At 40.6% G+C, this 25,414-nt stretch carries 12 protein-coding genes; 8 read left to right on the forward strand and 4 right to left on the reverse strand.

Translation table 11 applies throughout. The features are described 5' to 3' along the window. The first annotated feature begins 396 nt into the window (after window positions 1-396). Window positions 397-543, forward strand: coding sequence for a hypothetical protein (locus tag MMAH_RS10555; RefSeq protein ID WP_172632558.1), 147 nt, complete (start codon window positions 397-399; stop codon window positions 541-543). Window positions 544-665: 122 nt separating this feature from the next. Further along, window positions 666-1,817, forward strand: coding sequence for an RNA-guided endonuclease InsQ/TnpB family protein (locus MMAH_RS00520; RefSeq protein ID WP_013036585.1), 1,152 nt, complete (start codon window positions 666-668; stop codon window positions 1,815-1,817). 437 nt (window positions 1,818-2,254) lie between these two features. Here the strand turns inward: MMAH_RS00520 and MMAH_RS00530 are convergent, their stop codons facing one another. Then, a complete protein-coding gene (locus MMAH_RS00530; RefSeq protein ID WP_157198662.1) occupies window positions 2,255-7,315 on the reverse strand; it encodes a PKD domain-containing protein in 5,061 nt (1,686 codons plus the stop codon). A 1,022-nt stretch (window positions 7,316-8,337) separates the two neighbouring features. Between MMAH_RS00530 and MMAH_RS00535 the strand changes: the two genes are divergently transcribed. Both MMAH_RS00535 and MMAH_RS00540 read left to right on the forward strand, forming a co-directional pair. Further along, window positions 8,338-12,210, forward strand: coding sequence for a NosD domain-containing protein (locus tag MMAH_RS00535; RefSeq protein ID WP_013036587.1), 3,873 nt, complete (start codon window positions 8,338-8,340; stop codon window positions 12,208-12,210). 225 nt (window positions 12,211-12,435) lie between these two features. Next, the gene (locus MMAH_RS00540; protein ID WP_172632559.1) at window positions 12,436-15,942 is read left to right on the forward strand and encodes a S8 family serine peptidase; all 3,507 of its coding nucleotides are present in this window, start codon (window positions 12,436-12,438) and stop codon (window positions 15,940-15,942) included. A 15-nt stretch (window positions 15,943-15,957) separates the two neighbouring features. On the opposite strand, the gene MMAH_RS00545 is transcribed toward MMAH_RS00540, so the two are convergent. Next, window positions 15,958-17,670 carry a PAS domain-containing sensor histidine kinase gene (locus MMAH_RS00545; protein WP_157198664.1) on the reverse strand — a complete coding sequence of 571 codons (1,713 nt, stop codon included), beginning with the start codon at window positions 17,668-17,670 and terminating at the stop codon, window positions 15,958-15,960. A 156-nt stretch (window positions 17,671-17,826) separates the two neighbouring features. Continuing rightward, on the reverse strand, window positions 17,827-18,651 hold the full coding sequence (locus MMAH_RS00550; protein ID WP_157198665.1) for a PAS domain-containing protein: 825 nt from the start codon (window positions 18,649-18,651) through the stop codon (window positions 17,827-17,829). Window positions 18,652-19,083: 432 nt separating this feature from the next. On the opposite strand from MMAH_RS00550, the gene MMAH_RS00555 reads away from it, so the two are divergent. The 4 genes from MMAH_RS00555 (at window position 19,084) to MMAH_RS00570 (ending at window position 24,927) form a co-directional block, all read left to right on the forward strand. Further along, window positions 19,084-21,756 carry a lectin like domain-containing protein gene (locus MMAH_RS00555; RefSeq protein ID WP_013036591.1) on the forward strand — a complete coding sequence of 891 codons (2,673 nt, stop codon included), beginning with the start codon at window positions 19,084-19,086 and terminating at the stop codon, window positions 21,754-21,756. Between the two features lie 253 nt (window positions 21,757-22,009). Then, window positions 22,010-22,921, forward strand: coding sequence for an NAD-dependent epimerase/dehydratase family protein (locus tag MMAH_RS00560; protein WP_013036592.1), 912 nt, complete (start codon window positions 22,010-22,012; stop codon window positions 22,919-22,921). A gap of 292 nt (window positions 22,922-23,213) precedes the next feature. Beyond that, window positions 23,214-24,098 carry a DUF1616 domain-containing protein gene (locus tag MMAH_RS00565; RefSeq protein WP_013036593.1) on the forward strand — a complete coding sequence of 295 codons (885 nt, stop codon included), beginning with the start codon at window positions 23,214-23,216 and terminating at the stop codon, window positions 24,096-24,098. Next, complete coding sequence (locus MMAH_RS00570; protein WP_013036594.1) at window positions 24,091-24,927, forward strand: CPBP family intramembrane glutamic endopeptidase; 837 nt, start codon at window positions 24,091-24,093, stop codon at window positions 24,925-24,927. The genes MMAH_RS00565 and MMAH_RS00570 overlap by 8 nt, the downstream gene beginning before the upstream one ends. 92 nt (window positions 24,928-25,019) lie before the next feature. On the opposite strand, the gene MMAH_RS00575 is transcribed toward MMAH_RS00570, so the two are convergent. Next, window positions 25,020-25,277, reverse strand: coding sequence for a hypothetical protein (locus MMAH_RS00575; RefSeq protein ID WP_013036595.1), 258 nt, complete (start codon window positions 25,275-25,277; stop codon window positions 25,020-25,022). Between the last annotated feature and the right edge of the window lie 137 nt (window positions 25,278-25,414).

The raw sequence follows: 25,414 nt of genomic DNA on the forward strand, positions 1-25,414 counted from the left end.
AAAATCTGGTAAAATGAATATTAATAATTATATAAATAAAGGGATACAAACTTTGCTTTCCTCTGCTCATTTTTGATCTGCACAATCTCTTCTTCAACTCTTAGGGCAGGAGTTTCTTTCTGTAAGAAGGTTAGTTGATTATGAGTGTGAGAGCGGTCTTTTTGGCAAAATCCGTGTATTTGGATACAGATCTCTATTTTTGTATCGGATCTGGTGTGGATTTTTCGTATATATCGCAATACCCAGGGCTGTTTTTCACAAAAACCGGCTTCATTTTGTATATACGGCGCAAATTATAATATGGGAGTAATTATTATATACTTCCCTGTCATATCCCATTTGTTTGATAATTGTAAATTCCGATGGGCGTATTGACGCTTATCAAGGGGTGTATACATGACTCTGATTGAGAAAGAATGTCCGCTATGCGGAAATACGTTTGAAGTTGAGGAAAGACTGGCTGACAAAGAGCTGTACTGTACGCTGGGATGCTGCCTGAAGGCAGATGGAAATCGGCCGGAAAGGTTAGTATTGCAAGTTTAACGAGCGTTTGTGGAAAAATTCAACTCATAAAGCAGGAGTCCCCTTCCGTGAGGTAGGGGAGGAATGCGCCTGATATTTCACAAAAGTAATTTTTTATAATAAGTAAGTGAACATACTATTGTATGTTTCTCACTAAAACAGTTATCTTGAAAATAGCAAATCCTGATAATGATTTAGTGGAAACTATGAAGAAATATTCTGATGGAATGAACTATGCTTCTGAAGTTCTTTTTGATAAAGGTAAACCAATTCCAGCGATGAAATTACAGCAGGAAGTTTACCCATATCTTCGTGAAACATTAAAATTGAAATCCCAGATGAGTTGTAACATTCCAAGACAGGTGGCAGGGTGTTACAAAACATTAAAAAAACAGAAAAAGGCAAAATGGCAAAAAGTAGAATTTTCGCCATCATCCATGACTTTTTCTTACAAAAGGGATTTTGTGATTGATGAAGACACGGTCAAAATAACTACTATCAACGGAAGAAAAGCATATTCCATTTTGAATTATGACTACGCTAAACAGTATTTTGAGGGCTCATGGAAATACCAGGCATCCAAAGTTGTAAAACATAAAGACGGAGATTATTATTTCCATTTATCTCTTGAAAAGGAAGCTCCTGACAAAGAAATAACAGACGCTTCTACTTTCATGGGTATAGATGTAGGTATGAACTATCTTGCTGTTGCTTCCACTACCGACAGGAAATGTAGTTTTTTTGCTGGTGGTGAAATTAAGAATCTTCGCAACCAATACAAATCAATGCGAAAGCGTTTACAATCGAAGGGAACTTTATCTGCAAAACGAATGTTGAAATACATTTCAGGTAAAGAGAAACGTCTTATGCGAGATGTAAACCATACAATCTCAAAAGAAATTGTGAAATTCGCAGTTAAAAACAAAGTATCAGTAATAGGTCTGGAAGATTTAACAGGAATACGTGATTCCACTCTTTCCAAAGTTTCCAAAAAGAGAAGACATAACCACAGTAGTTGGGCTTTCCGGCAATTACAAACATTCATTGAATACAAAGCAAAAGAAGTAGGCATAATCACTCATTATGTTGACCCATCCTATACTTCTCAAACTTGTATTCGATGCAATCATATCTCTAAGAATAACCGTAACAGATTGTCTTTTAGATGTGAAAAATGTGATTATGCGAATAATGCAGACCTAATCGGTGCAATGAATATTGAACACAAAACACGGGATTACAGGTATATCCTGGAATCTCAGGGGTGCTTGTCAGCCACCCAGACGAATGCTTAATTGACATTCAAGCCCCTTCCGTAAGGGAGGGGTAGTTGACTAGAGGCCCAGGTTCCTATTGCTACAAACGAGGTTTTACTTTTTGTGCAGGCTATCCTGTGTATAAGTATATTTTTACTAATATCCATCAAAATTTGATGTATAGTATACATCATGATTACATTAATATAATAAGGAAAAAATAATCTTCTATTGTGGCGGGCAGGGTCTGACTCAGTTTCGTACCACCACCACACAACGACCTGTTTTTTAGGATACCTGCCCGTCCAGGATATTTTTTGTAGTTTCATTCAACTCATAGAGCAGGAGTCTCCTTCCGTTTACGGTGGGAGAGGAATGTGTTCATCAATCTTGCAGACCGCTTCTGCAGCAACAACAGGGTAAATGCAACACTGGCAAAAAAGTAAAAAAAGAACCCTGGCAAATTACCAAAGTTTTTAGTTTTCTCGCTTCTTAAAGACCAGCACAAGTATTGCAATTAATGCCAATACTCCTATTCCGATGAACAGACTCTGACTACTGTCTTCTTCATCGGATTTTGGAACATCGTCAGTGGTCTGTTCGGATGAATCGGATGTTGTATCTTCCTGCACAGTACCACTGTCACTTTCAGGTTCCGGAGTTACGATCTCTTCATCATCCATCGTCACAGATCCGTTTTGAAGCATCTGTAACTTGAGATAGGCAGGAATACCGTCATCAGATTTGGAACCTGAATCATACTTATAGTCTGCAGTTACTGCAAAGGGTGAGAATCCTGGAATATCCCTGACAATGAAGTAGGAATAAGTGCCGTCATTTCTGAGAAGTTCAGGCTCATAGGATTGCCAGCCAGAAGTACTCTTATGCTTCAGATAGACTGTATCAATAAGAAGCGAGCCACCATCCACATTATTCATGACCTTGAACTCAATACTCCTGTTCTTGCTTCCATCATTAACAAGACTCTCATTATTGAAACTGATGTCCATGTACTGATACACTGAACCTTTCGAAAAATCAATCTCAGATTCATTGAGTGCAGAAGTATTCAGTACTTCGATCTTGATCTGAATATCATCGGTTTCATTGCTCGTATTGAAGGATACGAAATCTATACTACATTCCACTCCTGTTTTCTTGGAAGTCTGGTTGCTGGTATTGAAACGTACATGCGATTCATTACCGGATGTATTGACCTGTGGGATTGTATTGATTATCTGATCGATATCATCTGCATCATTGGCCGATGACTTTGTTACAGTCCATTGCCAGGAGAAAACATCCGTCCTTCCAAGACTTTCATTGCTGACATGTGCCGAGACATTGTACACATCCATGAAGAAATCGTCCTGATTAATGTACTGGCTGGTATTCACATTGCAATAAGACATGTGTGCAGAGTCATCGGTATTATTGTTGTACAGTGTAACTCCGGTACCATTCAACGGTGTACCGTCAATGAACCATTCATAACTGGAATACAGTGTACTGTTTATATTGAAATTCCTCTCCTCTCCATATGTTGTAAGAAGTTCTGTTTTATTTGGAGATACTGTATATGCTGGTTCATAGGCAGCCCTGATATTGAGATATTTGGTAGAGGTGCCATTTGTATTATTCACGGTCAGGTTTACAGTGAAGTTGCCTGCACCAAATACATGTGAAGGACCCTGGTTGGTGGAAGTATTGCCATCACCAAAATCCCAGTTCCAGGTATCAACCAGACCTGAGGAATTATCGGTAAACTCCACACTCAAAGGTTGTGTGCCACGGGTTACATTGGCCGAGAAATCAGCGATAGGCAGGATTGATACATCGATTACAACATCACCAGTACTGTTCATGTTTCCTGCAGCATCACCAAAGGTACAGTTGTAGGTTATGGAGCTGACAAGTGTACCTGAATCGCTTGCTGGTATGGAGATGTTGTGTGTATAATTTCCAGAATCTTCCTTCATCTGGTATTCTTCACCATCCACTGTGATATTGTACATTTCAACTCCGATGTTATCGGTGGCGTTGATTTTGATGGTGATATTGTCTCCAGTATTGGCTGATTGCACTTTGTCGGACCAGTTGTAGGATGGTTTAATGTTATCTGAAACATTTATCGTCTTGTCACCGCTTGTATTGTAATTACCTGCATCGTCATAGAAAGTTGCATTGAAGACAATGTCCTCCACTGAATCCATTGGAACATTTAGGGTATAGTTGTACCAGTTATCGTTCTTTGTGAGTTCAGAAGTATCGTTAGTTGAAATGTTGAACTCTGTACTGGTAATTCCAATGTTATCAGAGACATTGAAACCAATCACAGTAGTCTGGCCTGTATTGACATCTTCCTCATAAACGATATACTGGATCACAGGAGCGATGTTATCTGAAACATTTATCGTCTTGTCACCGCTTGCATTGTAATTACCTGCATCATCATAGAAGGTAGCGTTGAATACAATATCTTCCACTGAATCAATTGGGACATTCAGGGTATAGTTGTACCAGTTTCCATTTTCGTTAAGTTCTGCAGTATCGTTAGTTGAAATGTTGAACTCTGTACTAGTAATTTCAATGTTATCTGTTACATTGAAACTAATCACAGTAGTCTGGCCTGTATTGACATCTTCCTCATAAACGATATACTGGATCACAGGAGGAATGTTATCGGAGACATTGATGGTTTTGTCACCACTTGCATTCAAGTTACCTGCATCGTCATAGAAGGTAGCGTTGAAGACGATGTCCTCCACTGAATCCACTGGGACATTCAGGGTATAGTTGTACCAGTTATCGTTCTTTGTGAGTTCAGCAGTATCGTTAGTTGAAATGTTGAACTCTGTACTAGTAATTCCAATGTTATCTGTTACATTGAAACCAATCTCTATAGTATCACCTGTATTGACGTTTACAGGATGTTCTACAGCATTGATCTCAGGAGAATTACTATCAAATTTGAATACATTGGATACAGAATGGTTGATATTACTGGCGTTGTCGGTAGCTCTGATATGTAAATACCAGTCTCCATCGACATCCTCCTTACTCAAAATAGCGTCATTGGTAAACCCTTGCCAGCTACCGGCAGATTCTTCTGTTTGGGTCCAGGAATACTCAAGTTTTTCAATACCTGAAAGTGCATCACTTGCACTTACTGTTGTGCTGTGAATGTTAGAATAAGTATTGTTGCCATTGGTTCCAAAAATAACGATTGCATCAGTAGTATCTATTTTGGAAACATGAACCACACTTATGTTCTCATTACCCGCAGCATCCTGTGCATATACCGTGTATGACCCATTGCTTGTTACAGTAAAATCATAGGGAGAAGAAATCTCGTTACCATTTGTTGCGAAATGGCTTGCTTCATAATCTCCGCTATCCCATTTTACCTTTGCAATTTCATTATCGTCATTGAGACTTACATCAATTAGTGCACTGGAATTCTGCCATTGGGTGAAATTGCCGGAAATTTCTATTTCAGGAGGGAGTGAATCCATGATTACTGAACAGTTTACGCTACTGTTGGAATTGCCGACAGCATCTGTTGCATTGATGTTCAGATCATACTGGCCGTCAATTGTAACATCAGCAATAACAGAATTGTTGGTCCAATAGTCATTGTTATTGCTTAAAATGGCCTCATCGATTGTGTTATTTATGCTGGAGACATTGACAACTACCGAGGATACAGTAGATGTATCGCTTACCGAAACGTTCAGTTCAAGGAGGCTTCCGGGTCCTATTATTTCTGCTACGGGTGAATTTGGATTTACTTCAGGTGCTTCACCATCGGCTGTATATGTTGACCAGTGTTCTGTGCTGAAAGACAGTGTACCATTTTCTGCATCCCATTGAAGACCAGACACCGAACCATTGGATGTCTGTCCTGTTTGCAGGATGGGCTGGTCGTTGAGCAGTATGCCCGGCTGGCTGTCAAAGGATTCGAGTCCTCGCATTGTAAGATTGCTGGAAACATTCAATCTGCTCAGGTTTTCAGAATCCAGCGTTGTCTGTGCTGTGGCAAAATTTACATATTCACCGAATTGCTGCAATTTCTGAGCGAACTCAATGTCACAGAGATTTACGGTTTCCGTAAATTCCATGCTTCCAATTACATTACCATTGCCATCATTTGCTTCAAATGTAAGGTTACTTACATTGGTAAGATCATCGATTGTTGTCCAGTCAGTAGTGTTTGGATTTGCCAGCCCGGAAATATCTGTTTTCGGGTTGAAGTTTAACATTACAGGGCATATTGTAGAATTCATCTGCCCAGATGAATTTGCCAGAATGGTGATGTAATATATTCCCGGCTCTGAGTCAGGAAGCGTATGATTGAGAAGAGTAAAAATGCCCTCGCCATGATATTCGAAAGGAATCTGTCCGGCAGGTTCACCTGGTATAGTCGAAAAGTTCGCGGTTACTGCTGTTACTGAACTGTTATTCAATTGGGTCATGAGACTGACGTTTTCCCCGCTATAGGCAAAAGTGAAATTCGTATTTACATCCCTATTGGTTCCATCATTATTGATGAAAAAAGCTTCAGGTGTGGAATTGAATATAGATGGAGATGAATCTGTATTACCTGCGTCTTCTTCAACATCTGAAATTGTTTCATCAATATTTTTAGTCAACCCTATGTAAAATGTATAATCCACCGATTGGCCTGGTGCAAGAGAACTTTTGTTAAATGTCAATGCAATGTAGCTGTCAGCCTCTACACTATCGCCTTCTGATGGTGCAGAATCCCAATCAAGGTCTCCATAAGGAGGATTATTTGGTATTAAACCACTACTTCCGTAGGAAACCCTGGCATCCTCGTCCTGGGTATAATAGAATATGGGTATGCTCGAAATCTGGCCTATGTCTGTACTGAGGTCTCCATCTTTGAGTTCTGCTTTTACGATTGCCTTGTTACTTGTACCTTGCTGGCTTACGATTGTATTTTTAGTAGCATAATTACAGCCTACATCCACCCCATTATCTGGATCGAAAGAACGCTGATAGCGTACATTTTCCATCATATCAGGGCCGGCATTTGTTAGAGTAACGTTTACTTTCAGGAATCTTTCTGTGGGTTTGAGTTCATAAGTTTGGTTGATGACCAGCTTGTCCTCATAGATACTATCGACTGTTATGTGCCCTGTTTTGCTATTGGTAATATTAGTTATTGTTGTTGGAATATTATAACCTGCATTCCGTCCATTAGAATCTGAGTACTTGGTTCCATCCTTCATAAAGCCGACAGACCAGCGTTCTTCCGGACTTCCGGGGAGAAAATAGTCGTAGCGATAGTCGTAAGTATCATTGTAAAATCCATCCAGATCGGCATAAAGCCCAATACCACCACTACGTTCAGAGCCAAAGAAACTTTCTGGAGCATTGGTATCTGCTCCAAATCCACCGTTGGGCAAAATACCGACTTCAATAAAATCACTTCCCAGGAACATGCATCCATCTTTTTCAGCAGCTCTCACTCCTCCTATGGAGGAATCTTCTCCACTGTCAGCCATGGCCATTACAGAAAAAGATAAAATACCTATAATTAGTGAAATTGTTATTAAAAAGGATAGCAAAATAATTTTTCTTATTTGATTTAGTTTATATTCCATTTACTCACCATTGAATTTATTTGATTGTTCAGGTTGCTTTCTTTTTTCGTATAATATAATAAATCATATTTATATATAACAATAACCATCAATTTATAATCTAGGGGTAGTTCACACCAGAGATTCAACTTTTAGATTATAGTTTCCTTCCGTAAGGGAGGGGTAGTTAAATTCTCCTTTTGTGATCGTGGGAAAAGAATATGAAAATGAGCCGGAAATTTTCATTGATGCAGGGTCTGTGTATAAGGCAATCTTCTGCAGAATAAGAACGGGCATGAGATGAAATAATATCAGGAATTAGATTAATATATTAAGGAAATTTTATATATAAAGGCAATCTAATATATTACACAGAAGGGCAGGATAAAAAACGGATCCAGACTCGTATCGTACCACCACCACTATACCACTGTCTGTTTTTTTCCAATATCCTGCCCTCACATCATGCTTTTTTTAGATTTATTCAACTTTTAGAGTAGAGTTTCCTTCCGTTTACGGTGGGAGAGGAATGTGTTCATTAATCTTGCAGATCGCTTGTCGGCAATTCCTCTGAAAACACAACAAAGTCTGCAAAAACAACTCCTGATCCGGGTGTACTTGCGATTCTGGGAATTATCTGCACAATCTATGTGATGCGAAAAAGGCTGTAATCATCTCGGTTGACGGGCAGGTGGATCAGAAAACCAATTGTCGTGGGTGAGTATGCCATTCTTCAAGTGGGCAGTGAGGACGACAATAAGATTTCCGCAAAGCCTGTATTTTGAAGTTCTTCGTGGAAGATAAGTTGACACAACACAGTCTAAGCCAGGACACTTTTTATATAGTGTAGATATTATTATATAATTTAAGTATTAAATGTTAGAATATGTATTATCATATCTTTCTTTAACTTCTATTTTCTCAAATTACTAAAAAAATAAGGCGATCAAATGAGAATCCCCCTAATTCTTCTGATTTTAACCATTATGATGGTTGGTACTGCAGGTGCAAATACATTAAATGTGACTGATGAAAGCACCACTAATAATTATACAACTATACAATACGCTGTAGATAATGCTACATCTGGAGACACCATCCATGTCTATCCAGGAACCTATAGTGAGAATGTGGTTGTAAATAAGGAACTGAATATCATTTCTGTAGATGGTGCTTCTGCCACACATGTCATGGCAGCTGCTTCTTCAGACCATGTATTCAATATTTCTGCTAATAATGTGACAATTGACGGTTTCAATGTGAGTGGTGCTGATGAAAGTGATTTTGGTAAAATGAGTGCAGGTATCTATCTGCGCAATGTTACTAAATGCACTATTTTCAATAACATCCTATCAAACAATCGATATGGAATTTATCTAGCTGCTTCTAACAATAACAATTTGACCGGTAATAACGTGTCAGAAAATTCTGTTGCTGGCATTCATTTAGACTCAAGCCATGGAAATTATCTGGTAAATAATAATATTTCAGATAATATTGATCGTGGAATTAACATAGATCTTTCTAATTACAACAATTTGACAAATAACGAAATTACAAAAAATTCATTGCAAGGCATTTCGTTGTATAAATCAACAGAAAACTCAATGGTAAGTAATACCATTTCGGGAAATGGTTATACTAATTATGGGGCAGAGGCTGGCATATATTTAGGATCCTCTACTGATAATAACATCTACAATAACTGGTTCAACAACTCTGTAAATTTCAAAGTAATGAGCGGTTGCGATTACAATAACTGGAATACCACAAGCACTACAGGACCCAATATAATAGGCGGACCACATATCGGAGGTAACTACTGGGCTACCCCGGATGGTGATGGTTTCAGTCAGGTAAATACAGATTCCAATGGTGATGGTTTTTGTGATACACCTGAAGATACTTATGTGATACACGAGGTGCAGAACAATTACGATTATCTGCCCCTTGCCGGTGACAATAAAGAACCCTCAGTAGTCCCTATTACTCCTCCTGCAGATAAAAGAATTGGGCCCGGCCATTTGCTTGAATTAAATGTTTCAGTAACAGACACCTCTGAAATTTCCTCTGTTGTGATCAATGTCTCCAGTATAAATAATACAATAAATGAAATTCCCCTCACCAATGTCAGTGGCTACTGGGTAAACAACATAACAGTGGATACAATCGCCGATGGAGTATACAATCTCAGTATCAATGCAACCGATGTGTATGGAAATTCCAATACTTCCGTGGACATATCTGTGGAAAGGGATTCCTTTGTCACAGTTGGTGCAGAAGGTAAGGATGATACAACCATTCAGAATGCTATCAATAACACCTATGATGGAGACACAATTCAGGTTTTCCCGGGAACTTATGAGGAAAACTTGGTTGTAGATAAAGGATTGACTATCCACGCAGCATCAGATGACCCTTCTGAAACTGTAATCAAAGCAGCCACGTCATCACAGGTTATACGGATAAATCCGGAATATGGATCTCAAAGCAATTTTACCATCACCGGCTTTACGATAGACGGTAATGATACTTCATATGAAGGCTTAAGTTTATATTCTAATTTGAAAGAAGTTTCACCTGCAAATTATAATTTCACATTTACAGATAATGTGATCACAAATGTTAGCAGTACAGCCTTGACTGTAAACGGCTTAAATGAAGTCCATATTCTGAACAATAATATTACAGATATTGGTTATGCGGGAATCATTGCGAGAAACATAAATGGTCTCGAGATAAACAATAACTCATTAACCAATATTAGTAGCCGTTCTCCTGAGTCTTATAGTCCTGATTCTGTTGATGTTGCATCAAGAGTTATGTCTGCAGGTATTAGTGTTTCAGGTGTATATGAAATCAATATTAAGGATAACGTTATCCAGAAGTGTGGATCAGATGGGATTCATATCTCTCCTATCAACGACATTTATGTTCAAGGACAGGAAACATACCATGAATACGCTCAGTCCATAAGTGTAAGTGGAAATGAAATACATGGTGTTGAGTATAATGGTATTTCAATAGAGGGTGATCGCATTGTCTCTAAAGATATTTCAGAGAATGTTGATTATACTCTTATTATAAATGATAATGTTATAAAATCCCGTTATTCAGGTATATATGTTGAAGATACTAAAAGTATAGAATGTATTGATATAACTAATAACGATATCAATAGTAGTAGTAGTTCTATTGATACCATATTATCCTCAATAAATCTGCCTTCCGGGATTTTGATAGTAGGAGAAATGGTAGGTGTAGACGTATCTGAAGAATCAACACCTGATACTTCTATAAAGGAAGTCTCTATAAATAACAATTCTATAAATAGAAGTTTCATCGGAATTTTTGTATTAGGCACATCGTCTCCTCAAATACAAGACAATATTATTAGTTCCTCTAAGATAGGAATTGCATATGGTTTTAATTCGGAAATAGGCCAACATCCTGTAATTGCAAAAAATCATATATATAACACTTCTTACGGAATTGATATTTTTGGAATTACAAATCTTTCCATTTCAGACAATACAATAAATGAATTTACTGAAGTCGGTATTGGCTGTGAATTTACTCAGAATACTTCCCTAAATGGCAATATCATAAACGCTGGTACTGAAGGGGAAAAAGGTACAGGAATCCAGGTTTCCCAGAGTGAAAACGCCACAATCAGAGACAATAGTATCGAATCTGCACGTTATGGCCTATACTTTGAAGATTCAGCAAACAGATACAATTCAATTGCCATGGCAACAGATGCAGAGATTTCCATAACCCGTCCTCCCTCCTTTTCAACACAGAACTCTACCGTTAGCGGGAACACTATTTCAAACAATGGTGCTGGCGGTATATATTTGGAATATGCAGAGAACAATACTTTCTATAACAATTACCTGAACAATATCAATAACACCGTTTTTGGTGAAGGAGTGGCTAATAACACCTGGAATACTACAGTTACAGCAGGACCCAATATTATAGGTGGGCCCCGCATTGGTGGTAACTTCTGGGCAACACCTCAGGGAGATGGATTCGGTCAGGTAAATGTTGATTCCACAAGCAATGGATTTTGTGATAATCCCAGAGGATCGTATAATATTTCAGGATCCGGTCAGTATGACTATCTTCCCCTTGCTGCTACAACAGAATCCAAAAAGGTTAGCAGTTCCGGTGGTCGTGTCTATGTGGGTCCAAGTATGCCTGCAGAAAATGTCCAAAATACAGATTCCGGAATTAAACGCGTGCTTGCAGGATCAAATGTAAAATATGATTTCTCTGAAAATGCAGGTTCTGTATTTGGAATCAGTTTTGATGCAAAGGACGATAAAGGCAATGTTGTGGCAAAGGTACAGGTACTCAAAGACAAACCTGATGATGTGGATACACCTTCAGGTAATTCCTATCAGATGATGAGTATCACGGTAGGTAATCAGGATACTATCTCTGAAAATAATGCTGACAATATTCTTATCGAGTTTAAGGTCAGCAAGGAATGGACCGAACAAAACAATATTGATCCTACCACAATCCGCATGACCAGATTCCATGACGGAGATTGGCAGGACCTTCCAAGTAACGAGGTTGGTGAGGATGACGAATACTTCTATTTCACTGCCGAGACATCTGGATTCTCTGTATTCAGCATTGTCGGGGATGAATACAAAGAAGTGATAGAGGAGCTGGTTGCTGAGGAATCTGAGGTAGAAGATGTGGAGGAACCTGCATCTGAAAACCAAAACGCTCAGACACCTGGATTTACCGGCATGTTTGCAGTGGCACTGATTGCAGGTGCAGCGCTTGTAATGCAAAAGAAGGACTGAAAAAGAGTGGGAATCCCCCACTCCTTTCTTGCTTTTTCTATCAAAGAAGTTATATATATTATAAATCAAATGAAAATGATGGATTATAGAGTAGTATCAGTAACGATTTTATTTTTGTTATTGTGTTCCTTTTTTACATGTTCTGCAGCATTAGCAAAAAATTCTGATACTCCCTTTGACCATATTTTTTTAAAAAACGCAACCATCAATCCGGGTCAAACTCCGTTGGTTGGAACTAATACTGTTACAATTTCAAATGATGGCAGTAAAGGTTATTATCTGGTGCAATTCCAGAATCCGATTTTACCAGATTGGAAAGTCCAAATCGAAAAGATAAGTGAAATTTCTGGATACGTTCCTGAGAATACCTACATCCTTCATCTAAACGGCTCTCAAATAAATCGTATCAAATCGCTTCCTTATTTCAAATGGATGGGTGAATATAAGCCAGAATACAAAGTAGATCCGGACCTTTATGGCCTAGATGGAGAAACAATTATAGTTATATCTACTTTCAAGTCTAATTCTGCGGAATTAAAAAACTCTCTCCTTGAAATGGATGCCAGCCTTGTTGCAGAAAACGGCAATCAGATAAGGGTTAAAATAAACGGCTCAGTGATACCTTTGATTGCCCAATGTGCAAATGTCGTCTGGATTGAACCATATAATCCGCCGGTAATATTGAACGATAAGGCGGGTGAAATAATAGGAGTAGACAGAGTAGCGTCTCCCCATAATCTCACAGGGGCCAATCAAACTATAGCAATTGCTGATACAGGGCTGGATACGGGTAATCTCAGTACTCTCCATCCTGATATAGGAGGAAGGGTGGATGCGTTGTATGACTGGTCCGATGGTAATCCTGCAGATAATAATGGTCATGGTACCCATGTAGCGGGTTCTGCTCTGGGCAACGGTTATCTTTCTGCAGGACAGTATAAAGGCATGGCACCTGAGGCACATTTATTCTTTCAGGCATGTGGGGATGGTTCCAAAACTTTGAATATACCTCCCCTCAATCAATTATTCATTGAAGCCTATAACAATGGGTCCAGAATTCACAGCAATAGTTGGGGTAGCAGTTCATCTTATGCTACAGATGCAAAAGCGCTTGACAATTTCACGTGGCATCATCCTGATATGTTGATATTGTTTGCAGCCGGAAACGATGGGCCTTCAACAGGGACGATCAACTCCCCGGGCATTGCCAAAAATGCCCTGACCGTAGGTGCTTCGGAAAACTATCGGCCAGAACGCGGGGGTGATTCAGATAATCCATCCGACATCGCTGATTTCAGTAGTCGCGGGCCTACCTTTGATGGCAGAATTAAACCTGACATCGTGACACCCGGTACCTCAATATATTCAACAGCCTCATCTCTTGTTTATCCAGAAGATTATGTGTACATGAGTGGGACAAGCATGGCAACACCCGTCACTGCTGGAAGTGCTGCCCTTATCCGACAATATTTCATGAACAATATTCCAATTCATCCATCAGCGGCCCTTTTGAAAGCGACACTTATCAATGGTGCTGTAGATCTCAACCATTCATATTATTCACAGGGATGGGGCCGTCTGGATCTCACAAAATCAATAGATCCTGTCTTTCCTGCACATATCCGCTTGCATGATAATATCAATCTAAGTACTAACACCAGCTGGACTGCAAAATACTATGTGGATAATACTCAGACTCCCCTTAAAGCCACACTTGTATGGACTGATTATCCGGCCACCGCTTCAGCAAGTAAGGCGCTTGTAAATAATCTGGATTTAGTTATAACTTCCCCTAATTATTCGAAGTATTATGGTAATGGTGCTCCTGATAATGTTAATAATGTGGAACAGATTCAAATAGATTCACCTGAAGCAGGATGGTACTCTTTTTCCGTAAACGGTACCAAAGTACCACAAGGCAGTGAACAACCCTTTGCCTTTGTAATTTCGGGAGGCAGCCTGAATAATGAGACAGTTGTGAAAAAAGCTACAGTAGAACCAGAATCTATAGGTGCATCCGGCCCGGAAAATGCAATACTCAAAGTGGAATTAAATGAGCATCTTGTAAATTCGGCAGTTTATGCAGACCTTTCACAATTAGGGCTTCCTTCACAACAAAACCTTACAAATAACAGTGGAATATGGGAGTATGAGCTGAATTCCAAATCAGAGGGAACTTATTATTTTGGAATCAATGTTACCTACAATGAGTCTTCATATGATAATTCAACGTTTGTCAAATTAAATATTATCGATAACATCCCACCTGCAAATGTGACCGATCTGTACCCGGTAAATACCGGTTATTCATGGATAAACTGGTCATGGACAAACCCTAACGATTCGGATTTCAGTAATTCACTTGTTTATATTGACGGAATCCAGGAAGCGACTTTGAATAGAACGCATTATAATGCAACCGGTTTATTCCCCAACACTTCACATACAATCAGTATTCGTACCGTTGATAATAACGGTAATATTAACCAAAACTGGACAAACAATACTTCCGGCACACAGACAGATGTGATATATCCCCAAATACACGATATAATGGTAAACAACAGTGAAAATCTGACTGCAGGTGAACTGTTAGAGATTACAGTCAATTCCACTGATGATTATATGTTAAGTGAAGTTCTGGCAAACGGAAAACAATTGAGTAATCTCGAGGGTACATTATGGCGGGGAAATTTGGTTATCCTGCCAGGCATGCAGTATATCAACATCTCAGCAATGGATACTTCCGGTAACAAGGTCTGGAATAATTCCACCTGTTACAGCGGTCTGATAATGCCACAGGCACATTTCACTTCCAATGTCACATCCGGAAAAGTGCCTCTGTCGGTTCAATTCAATGACACATCGCATAATGCTACAGAATGGAACTGGGATATAGACGGGGATTCTTCTATTGATTATGCAATACAAAATCCTTCGCATGTTTACAATAAGACTGGTGCCTATAGTGTAACCCTTACTGTAAACAATACTAATGGTACAGACACTTATTCTTTTGAAAATTACATTGAAGTGGAGCCCAGAAACCCTGCAACAAATGGAGGCGGAAGTGGTGGAGGCGGAGGTTCTACGACAGCAGAAGACTATTCCAATATAATTTTTAAAGATTTTTCCATCAGATCAATAACAGTTGATGAGCCTGTGACCTATGAATTCAAAGAACCGAAAAATCCTGTCCGCCAGATTGATCTTATTTCTGCAAGAAACGCGGGTCAGGTAAAATTTACGGTGGAACTATTGAAAAACACTTCATCTCTTGTAAATAAACCTTCTGCAGGTTTGGTCTATCACAACCTCAATATATGGGCAGAGAACTCCGCATTTTCCGAAAATATTCAGAACTCTTCAGTAATTTTCAGGATAGATCAGGATTGGTTTGATCAGGAAAATGTGGATGTAAAGGATATTGTATTGGAAGTGTTTGAAAATGGAACATGGATCGCACTGCCAACGGAATATATCAACAAGAGTACCAATTATCTATATTTCAAAGCTGATACCGATCGATATCTCAATGCGCCTTTTGTGATAATGGGAACAGAATATATAAAAGAGATTGAAGAACCGATTGCTGAAAAACCCGAACTTGAACCGCAATCAGAAAAAGAATCTCAATCTGAAAACCAAGATGCTCAAACACCCGGATTTACTGGCATGTTTGTAGTGGCACTGATTGCAGGTGCAGCGCTTGTAATGCGGAAAAGAATATAAAAATGAGCCGGATGATTACCCCTTTACTTCTTTAACGGAAAGGGTGAAGGTAAAGGTACTTCCAGCCCCAACCTCACTTTCCACCCATATTTCCCCGTCATGCATCTCCACATATTTTTTAACCAGGGCAAGACCCAATCCCGTTCCTTCATATTCTCTGCTAGAAGAAGAATTGACCTGTTTGAAAGGGTCAAATATATCTTCAATTTTTTCTGCAGGAATACCAATACCGGTATCTGCAACTGAGATCTGGGCAGTACCATCATCCGTGCTCAAATAGATCTTCACTTCCCCCTTTTCAGGTGTGAATTTGATTGCATTGCTGAGTAAATTATGCAGGATCTGTTTGAATTTAACCCTGTCAACCCAAACTTTAGCAATTGCAGAGTTATTTATAAATCGGATATCAATAGATTTTTTCATTGCCAGGGGTTTGACCAATCCAATAATATCATCAATCGTTTCTGGCAAGTTGACCCTTTCAGGTTCATACTCCATCTTACCTGCTTCTACCTTTGAAATATCAAGAATACTATTGATCAATTCCAGTAAATGCTCTCCACTGTTGAGAATATTATGTGAATATTTCAATTCCTTCTCATCCAGATTTCCGGAAGGATTTTGATTCAATATCTGAGAATAACCAATTATGGAATTAAGGGGTGTTCTTAATTCGTGACTCATATTTGCAAGGAATTCCGATTTGGTACGGTTTGCCTGCTCTGCAAGGACCTTTGACTGAATTATAGCATTTTCAGCCATTTTGCGATCCGTAATATCAATATGAGTACCCGTCATACGTTTGGGTTTTCCATCCCTGCTCCACTCAACAACACGCCCGCGGTCTTCTATCCATACCCAGTGACCGTTTTTATGTTTCATACGCAGCTGGCATTCATAATTTTCAGTTTCCCCTGCAAAATGTTTGTTTAATAATTCTTCAGCCCGTTTGTAGTCTTTGGGATGAGTCAGATCAATCCATGTCTGAATATCAGGTTTAAGTTCATCAGGATTATATCCAACAATTTCAGCCCACCTTTCATCAAAATATGTCTTTCCCGTCTGCACGTCCCAATCCCAGATTCCTGCCCTGGTACCTTTCAACGCAAGCTCCAGTCGCTCTTCACTTTGCCTAACTTTTTCTTCCGCCTGTTTGCGCTTTGTTATGTCCTGGACATGGACGAGATAACCATCTATACAATCCGTACACAGGGCAGATATTTTCACATTAACATGGATACTACCTGAGCGGTTTGTTTTATACAAGTCAAGTTTTTTGACCAATTCAAAATCAAAAACGGTTTCGTACTCAACCGTTTGGCCTGCAAGTAACTGTGCTCGTGTATCAGCAGGTAAATTCGGGTCATCAAAAAGATTGAAATCTTTAACTTCTGCAACATCAGATATACCAAAAAGTTTCAAACATGAAGTGTTTGCATTGGCTAAATGTCCTTCAGAATCGTAAATTTCAATGGGGATAGGAGATTCTGAATAAATTTCCCTGAATCGTTTTTCACTTATTTTTAATTCTTTTTCCATATCTTTGCGTTCAGTTATGTCCAGAATACTGACCAGGACATGGGGTTCTTCCTCCTCTATTGAGAGAAGTTCGGTCGAAACAAGCAAGGTCATCTCTTTTTCATTTCCATCTACCGAAAATGGAAGTGTGGTCTCCATCATATAATGGGGATTGCCTGTTTCAAACGTGTCCAGTACTGTATTTCGCACAATACATTCTCCACAGTAAGGACCATATCCACAACCCTTTGGATCATCAAGATGATGCAGACATCTTAAGGCTTCACCTCCCCTCAAGCCTATCAGATTGCTTGCAGAGGAGTCGGCGAATTTTGATCCATAGTCGTTTATTTTTCTAATTCGCCTCTACTTATCCAATAACATCATAATCATAGGAGCGTTTTTGTATATCGCCGCAAGTTCATCTTTACTTCTTCTTAAATTTTCTTCCGCAAGTCTGCGTTCAGTTATATCATAGGATATGCCAATTATACCCGTCATCTCTCCATTATCATCTACAATTGGAGTATCGGTCACATGGGCTGAAAATTCCGTTCCATCGGTTCTATAGACTCCAAACTCTCCTTCCCATCTTCTCCCTTTGGAAAGTTCAGTCATTATCTCCCTGGCCTGCTCCCTTGTGGCTGTTGCAGGAGTGACGTTTACAATATTTGATCCTCTAACTTCTTCGAGCCTGCACCCATACAACTCCTCAGCGGCTTTATTCATATAATCGATATAACCTTGAGGATCGGTGGCAATAACGGCTTCCCCCACAGACTTCAACATATGAGCCTTCCGTTTTACGTCTTCTTCGGCAAGTTTGCGCTCGGTTATATCTATATGTTGCAATAGGACACTTGTGGGAACAGTTTTTGAAAGAGGTGTGGCTTTCAATAAAAACCAGCGCTGTTTTTCCGGGCTGTGGCAGGGATATTCCAGTTTAAAAGTTCGCTTTCTGCCATGGATAACGTCCTGTATACCTTCTAATGCGATTCTGGCTTCATTCGAGTATTCACCCGTTGCTTCTTGGCATACCTTCAGATAATTGATACCTTCACTGCACTCCTGCGGGTCTAAATCATTATCGATTGCGAATTGCTTCCAGCTCTTATTGGCATAGGATATTATTCCGGCGGGAGATATTATTGCGATATTATCTTCCCATAGATCAAACAATTCTCTTTCCACATAATCCCGGCTTAATGTTGTTTAGTATGATAGAAGTTAAGGTATGTAATCAAAGAATATAATTCCTGAGCCTTTAGAATCACATTGGGGCGAAGATTTAATGAGAATTGAATTTTTTGCAATGAAGCACAGGAGATGTAAGCACTACCTTTACCCTGGCTTATGTATGTGTCCAATTATATTTTTTTCACTTATAATTCTAATGGTGCTGCAAAAATATCCTTCAAGGGCATCTGTCCATTATCCTCTGGTTATTTATATGGAACGTTGAAGGAAAAGCCAGCCTACTTTAGTAGTGGGAGTATGTCAGTTTTGTGAAATATTAGGCGCGTTTCTCTCCCACAGTAACGGAAGGAGACTCCTGCTCTAAAAATTGAAAACCATCACCAATATCAAGTAAGTTATATAATAAGCAAATCTATTAAAACCAACATGCTAAAAAGAATACTTCTCCTAACCATAATCACTCTTCTTCTCTTAAATACAGCAGCCCTGGCCTCAGAAAACAATCCTGAAATAACCTCTGCACCCTTAAACCCCGACTTTATTGATTATCAATCCAGTTTACAAAAATCGGATGAAAAAACAATGCTGGCATCCTCTGCCCAAACGCCATCCTACTCTTTAGGTCTGGTACCTTCTCCTGTTGATTTAAGTCATCTGCAACCCAAAAAACCCGGTAACAATCGCCTTTTTACAGCACAATCTCTTCCCGGCTCCTATGACCTGCGTGAACATAACCGTCTCACACCAGTAAAGGATCAGGGAGATACCGGCTCATGCTGGACATTTGCCACCTATGCCTCCCTTGAATCCTGTACCTATGATGAAGGCCCTTATAATTTTTCCGAGAACCACATGAAAAACATCCTTTCAAACGAAAGTCCCACTGGTTTTGATTTTGAGCAGGGGGGTAGTTTAGATATGGCCACGGCCTATCTGGCACGCTGGAGCGGTCCTGTGAATGAAACCGATGACCCATACAGTGACAATTCCAGTTACAATGATTACACAAATCCCGACAAACCTGTAACCAGGCATGTGCAGGAGGTGATATATCTGCCTCCCCGAAATAATGTTTCTGCTAACGATCATCTCAAGGAGGCTGTCAGGGAGTATGGAGCTCTTTATACAAGTTTTAAGGTAAACCGTAGTGCTTTTGCCGATAACGCTACAACCTATTACTATAATGGGTCCGAATATGAAGGCGGCCACGCAGTGGCCCTTGTAGGCTGGAACGACTCTTTCCCAAAGGAAGAATTTATTTATGAGCCACCAGGGGATGGAGCATTTATTGTAAAAAACAGCTGGGGCACAGAATTAGGTGATTCGGGTTATCTCTATATTTCCTATTATGAAGAAACGTTCAATGCATGGGCTGCAGCCATCTTCTTGTCCGCTGCAAATGTAGATAATCATGACAACATCTATCAGTATGATCCTCTGGGTTATACCGATTCCCGTGGGTTTTCTAATTCGACAACAGTCCATGGAGCCAATGTTTTCCAGTCCTCATCTGAAGAATACCTGGAAGCGGTCAGTTTCTATACCACAGATACAAATGCGGTTTACAACGTGAGTATATACACAAACCTCTCCTCCTCTACCCCTGTGGGGCAAACCCTGGTGGCACAAACCAATGGTACCTTTGCACATGCAGGTTATCATACGGTAACCCTTGACACCCCTGTAAATCTGGCAGAAGGACAAAAATTTTCGGTAACCAATAAAATATCCAACCCCGAGCATGAATATCCTCTGGCAGCAGAATATCCCGAATCCAATTATTCAAGCCGGGCCTCTGCAAACCCAAATGAGAGTTTTATGAGTTTCGATGGCTCCAATTGGACGGACGTGGGTAAACTTAACAATACGAGTATATGTATCAAAGCCTTTACTTCTGCACCGCCCTCCAACGTATCCAATCTCACAGCAGTCGTAGGATCATACTGGATAAACTGGACCTGGTCCAACCCTGATGATAAGGATTTCAATCATACCGAGATTTACGTCAATGACACATTGATATCCAATACTTCTGACACATACTACAACCTCACAGGACTGCTGGATGCTACCAATCATTCCATTGGCCTTAGGACCGTGGATACAGACGGTTATGTGAACAGTACCTGGATAAACAATACCTCACAAACCCTTGATATTGCTCCTGCAGCCGTAACAGATCTTCACGTAACCTCCTCCACATCTGACTCTATAACCTGGGGCTGGACCAATCCTGCAAACCATGATTTTGATCACGTTGAAATCTATCTGGACAATGTTTTTCAGGCAAACACCTCTGAATCTGTATACAGGGTCTCCGATCTGAAATCCGGCCACGCCTATAAAATAGGTCTAAAAACCGTGGATAAAGCCGGCAATATCAATAATACCACAATAAATGATATCGCCTCGACAAAAAGCAAGTCTTCAGGTAATGCGGTTAAAGGTATAACCACCAGCCGGGAGGGCCGGGAGAATATTGTATCAAAATCCTCTCAGATTCAGAAAGTGGTTGCAGATGAAAATGTGTATTATGATTTTGAGGATGGTTCGATATCCTTTATCGAGTTTAAAGGCACCAGCAACGCCGGCCAGATTAAAATACTGATAGAAAACCTGAAAGATACCTCCTCTCTTGTCGATCAGCAGCCACCTGGCAAAGTGTACAGCAATTTCAATGTCTGGGTGGGAGATAACCGGTTTGATACAAATAACCTGGAAGATTCCATGATTGGTTTTAAGGTCAGCAAAACATGGCTTAATGATATAAATCCGGATTCGGTCGTTCTGCTCCATTATACCAATGCATGGCAGGTTCTGGATACCGTTCAGACAGAGGAAGATGCAGATTATTTCTATTTCGAAGCGCAGGCGGATGGTTTCTCTCCGTTTGCCATCTCGGCCGTGGATTCAACAACAGGCACAGATGAAATTTCAAGACCTGACGATTCCGAACAGTCCGCTTCCGGTTCTGCAGAACCTACCGCCGGTAATCCTTCTGAAAACACAACAGAGCCTGCAGAAACCATTCCCGGTCCGGGTGTGCTTGCGGTTCTGGGAATTATCTGCATACTTTATGTAATAAGAACAAGGCTGTAAGGATTACGAGTGACGGGGAGTGCAGGGTAGAGAAAGCCCTCGGATTTTAGGCGTGGGGGTATGTCAGCCGCCTAATTTCACAAATGAGACAGATTCGCCCTGTACTCCACAAATATAAATTTATTTTAAATGTAGTGTTGAACAAATCAGGATCACACCGAATATCCCTCTATGGTCTCGGAAAAACCGGATTTGCACTTATGGGCCTTCAAATACATAAAATTAATATCCAAACAGCCGCCATCAAACACCTATGCAAACAATCCTCATCACCGGCGGGCTGGGTCAGGTGGGCTCGTATCTGACTGACCGCTTCTGCCGCGAAAACAAAGTAATCGTGCTGGACAACACTTTTTCTCCCTGCAGGCATGAAGTACCCGCAGGAGTACAGCTGGTAATCGGCGACATTCAGGGCCCTGAAGCGGTGCGGCTGGTCGGGCAGGCTGATGTGGTTATTCATACCGCGGCCCAGATCGATGTCAACCGTTCCATGGAGCAGCCAATGTTTGATTGTGAGAATAATATCCTCGGTACCCTCAACCTGCTCGAAGCGGCCCGCCAGACCAATTTAAAACGCTTCATCTATTTCAGTTCCGCTGCCATTTACGGGGAAACGCTACAGATGCCAGTCAGTGAAAACCATCCCACACAACCCCTCTCTCCCTACGGGGTCAGCAAACTCACGGGAGAACAATACGCGCTGATGTATCACCGCGCCTTCAACCTGCCCATTTCAGTGCTGCGTCCCTTCAATATCTACAGTCCCCGTCAGGACCCTTCCAATCCCTATTCCGGTGTGATCACCAAATTCATTGAACGCACAAAGGCCGGCCAGTCTCCGGTCATCTTCGGTGATGGTGAGCAGACCCGTGACTTCATTTCAGTGCATGATATTGTGGACCTGGTGCAACTGCTGGTTGAAAAAGAGGACGCTATCGGCAAAGTCTTCAATGCTGGCACCGGCAAACAGACCTCGGTCAACAGGCTGGCCGGGATCGTACAGCACGTCTTTGACAGTGACCTGCCCCTGGAATACCGGCAGGCCAGGATCGGAGACATCCGCCACAGCGTGGCTGACATCAGTGCTGCGAAAACGCTGGGTTTTGTCCCGAAAGTCTCTCTGGAGGATGGGCTGGCCGAATTTGTGAAGAAATGTGAATTTTAAAAAAGTTATGAGTGATGGGGTGGGAGGGTAGAGAAAGCCCATTGTCGTGGGAGTACGTCAGGATTGGTGAACCTGCCATGCTTGCATTGGTATTTGACAGAAGAATTGATTTGAAATGAACAGGGATGCCTGCTTAATTTGCTATTTTTTAGGATTTTCTGCTTCTGTTTCGTTGCATTCAAATTTTGTTTTTCGATTGCAATCCCGGCTAGAACATGAATTATATATTTGCTGACCGAATAATATTTAAACATTGTAACAATTGGTTCTGCAATCAATTTGAGGGTACATCTTGGCGGATATAAAAAAAATCCCTGTTGACATACGGATTGTTGTAGGCCTGGTACTCCTGACGGGAGTATTTATTCTGATACCCCCACTCAGCGATTCAGCCATACGTACCGTTCTGGGCCTGCCCATGGTATTGTTCCTGCCCGGGTATGCACTGATAGCAGCCCTGTTCCCCAAAAATGATGACCTGGATGGCATTGAACGTGTGGCTTTGAGTTTTGGTCTGAGTATTGCAGTGGTGCCTTTGATAGGTCTGGGTCTGAACTATACACCCTGGGGTATCCGCCTGATGCCTATCCTGATTTCATTATCCATTTTCACAATCGGTATGTGTATCATAGCCGTGATACGCCGCTCCAATCTGGCAGAGGAGGAAGCATTTTATGTACCCTTCAGGCAATCCTACGAGTCTCTCAAAAACGAATTCCATTCCGAATCCCGGTCCCGCCTGGACAGAGCATTGACAATAATCCTGATAATTTCTATTCTGGCTTCGGTAGTGACCCTGGTCTATGTGGTAGTAACCCCCAAACAGGGAGAACAGTTCACCGAATTCTATATCCTGGGAGCAGGAGGTATGGCAGATGACTATCCGGTCAATTATACTCTCGGAGACAGTGGAAAGGTAATTATCGGAGTGGTAAATCATGAATATGAGAACGTCAATTATACTGTTGACATCCAGCTGGAAAATCAATCCCTGCAAACCATACAACAGGTAAACCTTGAGCATAACCAGACCTGGCAGCAACCTGTCACGGTAACCCCGCCGTTTAACGGCACGGACATGAAACTACAGTTTTTGCTTTACAAGAACGGTAACTACACAGAATCTTACAGGGACCTGCATCTCTGGATCAATGTATCGGAGGATACAAATGAGTGAATCTCACCCCTTTAAGAGCATGGATCTGCCCGGGCTGTCAGGTGTACAGCTTAACCGCAACTCAGCTGTAATACTGGTGCCGGTATTGCTCATTATGCTGGCAGAAATGTTACTTTTTGTCGAAATGGATTATCTTTCCATCTGTATCCATGTGGCTTTACTTCTCGGCCTGCCTCTGGCGGCCATCTTTTTTGATAACAGGGAAATTACAATGGCGTTTCAGGCCCTGATGTTATTGCCCCTGTTGAGGTTAGTAAATATATCTATGCCTATATTCTTCGAAACAACCCTCTACGTCTTTGTATTCATTTACGCTCCTCTCATAATTCCTGTATATCTGGTTGCAAAAGAACAGGATTTTACACTTTCTTTAAGGGGGTTTAGGGATGTAAACAGGATGTGGTTGGTTTATATCTTTCTGGCAATTCTTGTGGCGATTCTGATTGCCCAGGGAGAGTATGCAATCCTGGCAAGTAATTACCTGATTCCGGACCTGTCATTTATCAGTTTGCTCAAGATTTCTCTTGTAATGGTGTTTTTTGTGGGGTTTATTGAGGAGCTGATTTTCAGGTTCATACTCCAGACCAGACTTGCAGATACCTTTGGAGTATGGCCGGGTCTAATTATAGCCAGTCTTTTGTTTGGTGTTATGCACTCGGGCTATGGTGCCCCTTTAGAAGTGCTTATGACAGCATTTGCAGGACTTATCCTGGGTTATATGTTCCTCAGGACGAAAAGTATCTCTTTTGTTTCTTTTACCCACGGCTTTGTTAATGTATTCCTGTTTGGGGTAATCCCTCATCTGGGTCCCGGATTGGGCCTGTTCTGATAACTAAAGATCAGCGGTTCACGGGATAGACTACATTTCAAATCCAGTTCAAAATAAGTAATAATTATGTGGAAAAAGAGGTTAGGGTAAAATCACACTATTTCTGCTACCTTGAATACCACTATTGCGACGAAGGCCACAAGCAGAGGCATTATTCCCATATTCAGGGATGTATTGAGCGTTTTGTTCCATTTGCTGGAAGCAGATAGTATCTCTTTGGCTGACAATAATAGAATAAGACCGATCACAGCCAGTACGCCGTATTCCGGCAATCCGATGCCAGTTGTCATTGATATGGCACCTGCTGCTGAAGAAATTGCACTGGTTGTTGAAATTACACTGGTAAGCATGATTATCTTCTTCCTATCTATGTATATAGAAATATAATTATTTAAGTCTTTGCTTTAATCCAAATGTAGTTATAAATTTAACAAAAAATCTAATTAGTTCTCTAATGTGTGGCATTGAGACGCTATGAGGAATTATG

Source organism: Methanohalophilus mahii DSM 5219 (assembly GCF_000025865.1).
GTDB lineage: Archaea > Halobacteriota > Methanosarcinia > Methanosarcinales > Methanosarcinaceae > Methanohalophilus > Methanohalophilus mahii.

Excerpts from the sequence above, each read along its gene's own strand:
- MMAH_RS10555 (WP_172632558.1), top strand. The coding sequence starts at position 397 with ATGACTCTGATTGAGAAAGAATGTCCGCTATGCGGAAATACGTTTGAA.
- MMAH_RS00520 (WP_013036585.1), top strand. The coding sequence starts at position 666 with ATGTTTCTCACTAAAACAGTTATCTTGAAAATAGCAAATCCTGATAAT.
- MMAH_RS00530 (WP_157198662.1), bottom strand. The coding sequence starts at position 7,315 with ATGGCCATGGCTGACAGTGGAGAAGATTCCTCCATAGGAGGAGTGAGA.
- MMAH_RS00535 (WP_013036587.1), top strand. The coding sequence starts at position 8,338 with ATGAGAATCCCCCTAATTCTTCTGATTTTAACCATTATGATGGTTGGT.
- MMAH_RS00555 (WP_013036591.1), top strand. The coding sequence starts at position 19,084 with ATGCTAAAAAGAATACTTCTCCTAACCATAATCACTCTTCTTCTCTTA.
- MMAH_RS00560 (WP_013036592.1), top strand. The coding sequence starts at position 22,010 with ATGCAAACAATCCTCATCACCGGCGGGCTGGGTCAGGTGGGCTCGTAT.
- MMAH_RS00570 (WP_013036594.1), top strand. The coding sequence starts at position 24,091 with ATGAGTGAATCTCACCCCTTTAAGAGCATGGATCTGCCCGGGCTGTCA.
- MMAH_RS00575 (WP_013036595.1), bottom strand. The coding sequence starts at position 25,277 with ATGCTTACCAGTGTAATTTCAACAACCAGTGCAATTTCTTCAGCAGCA.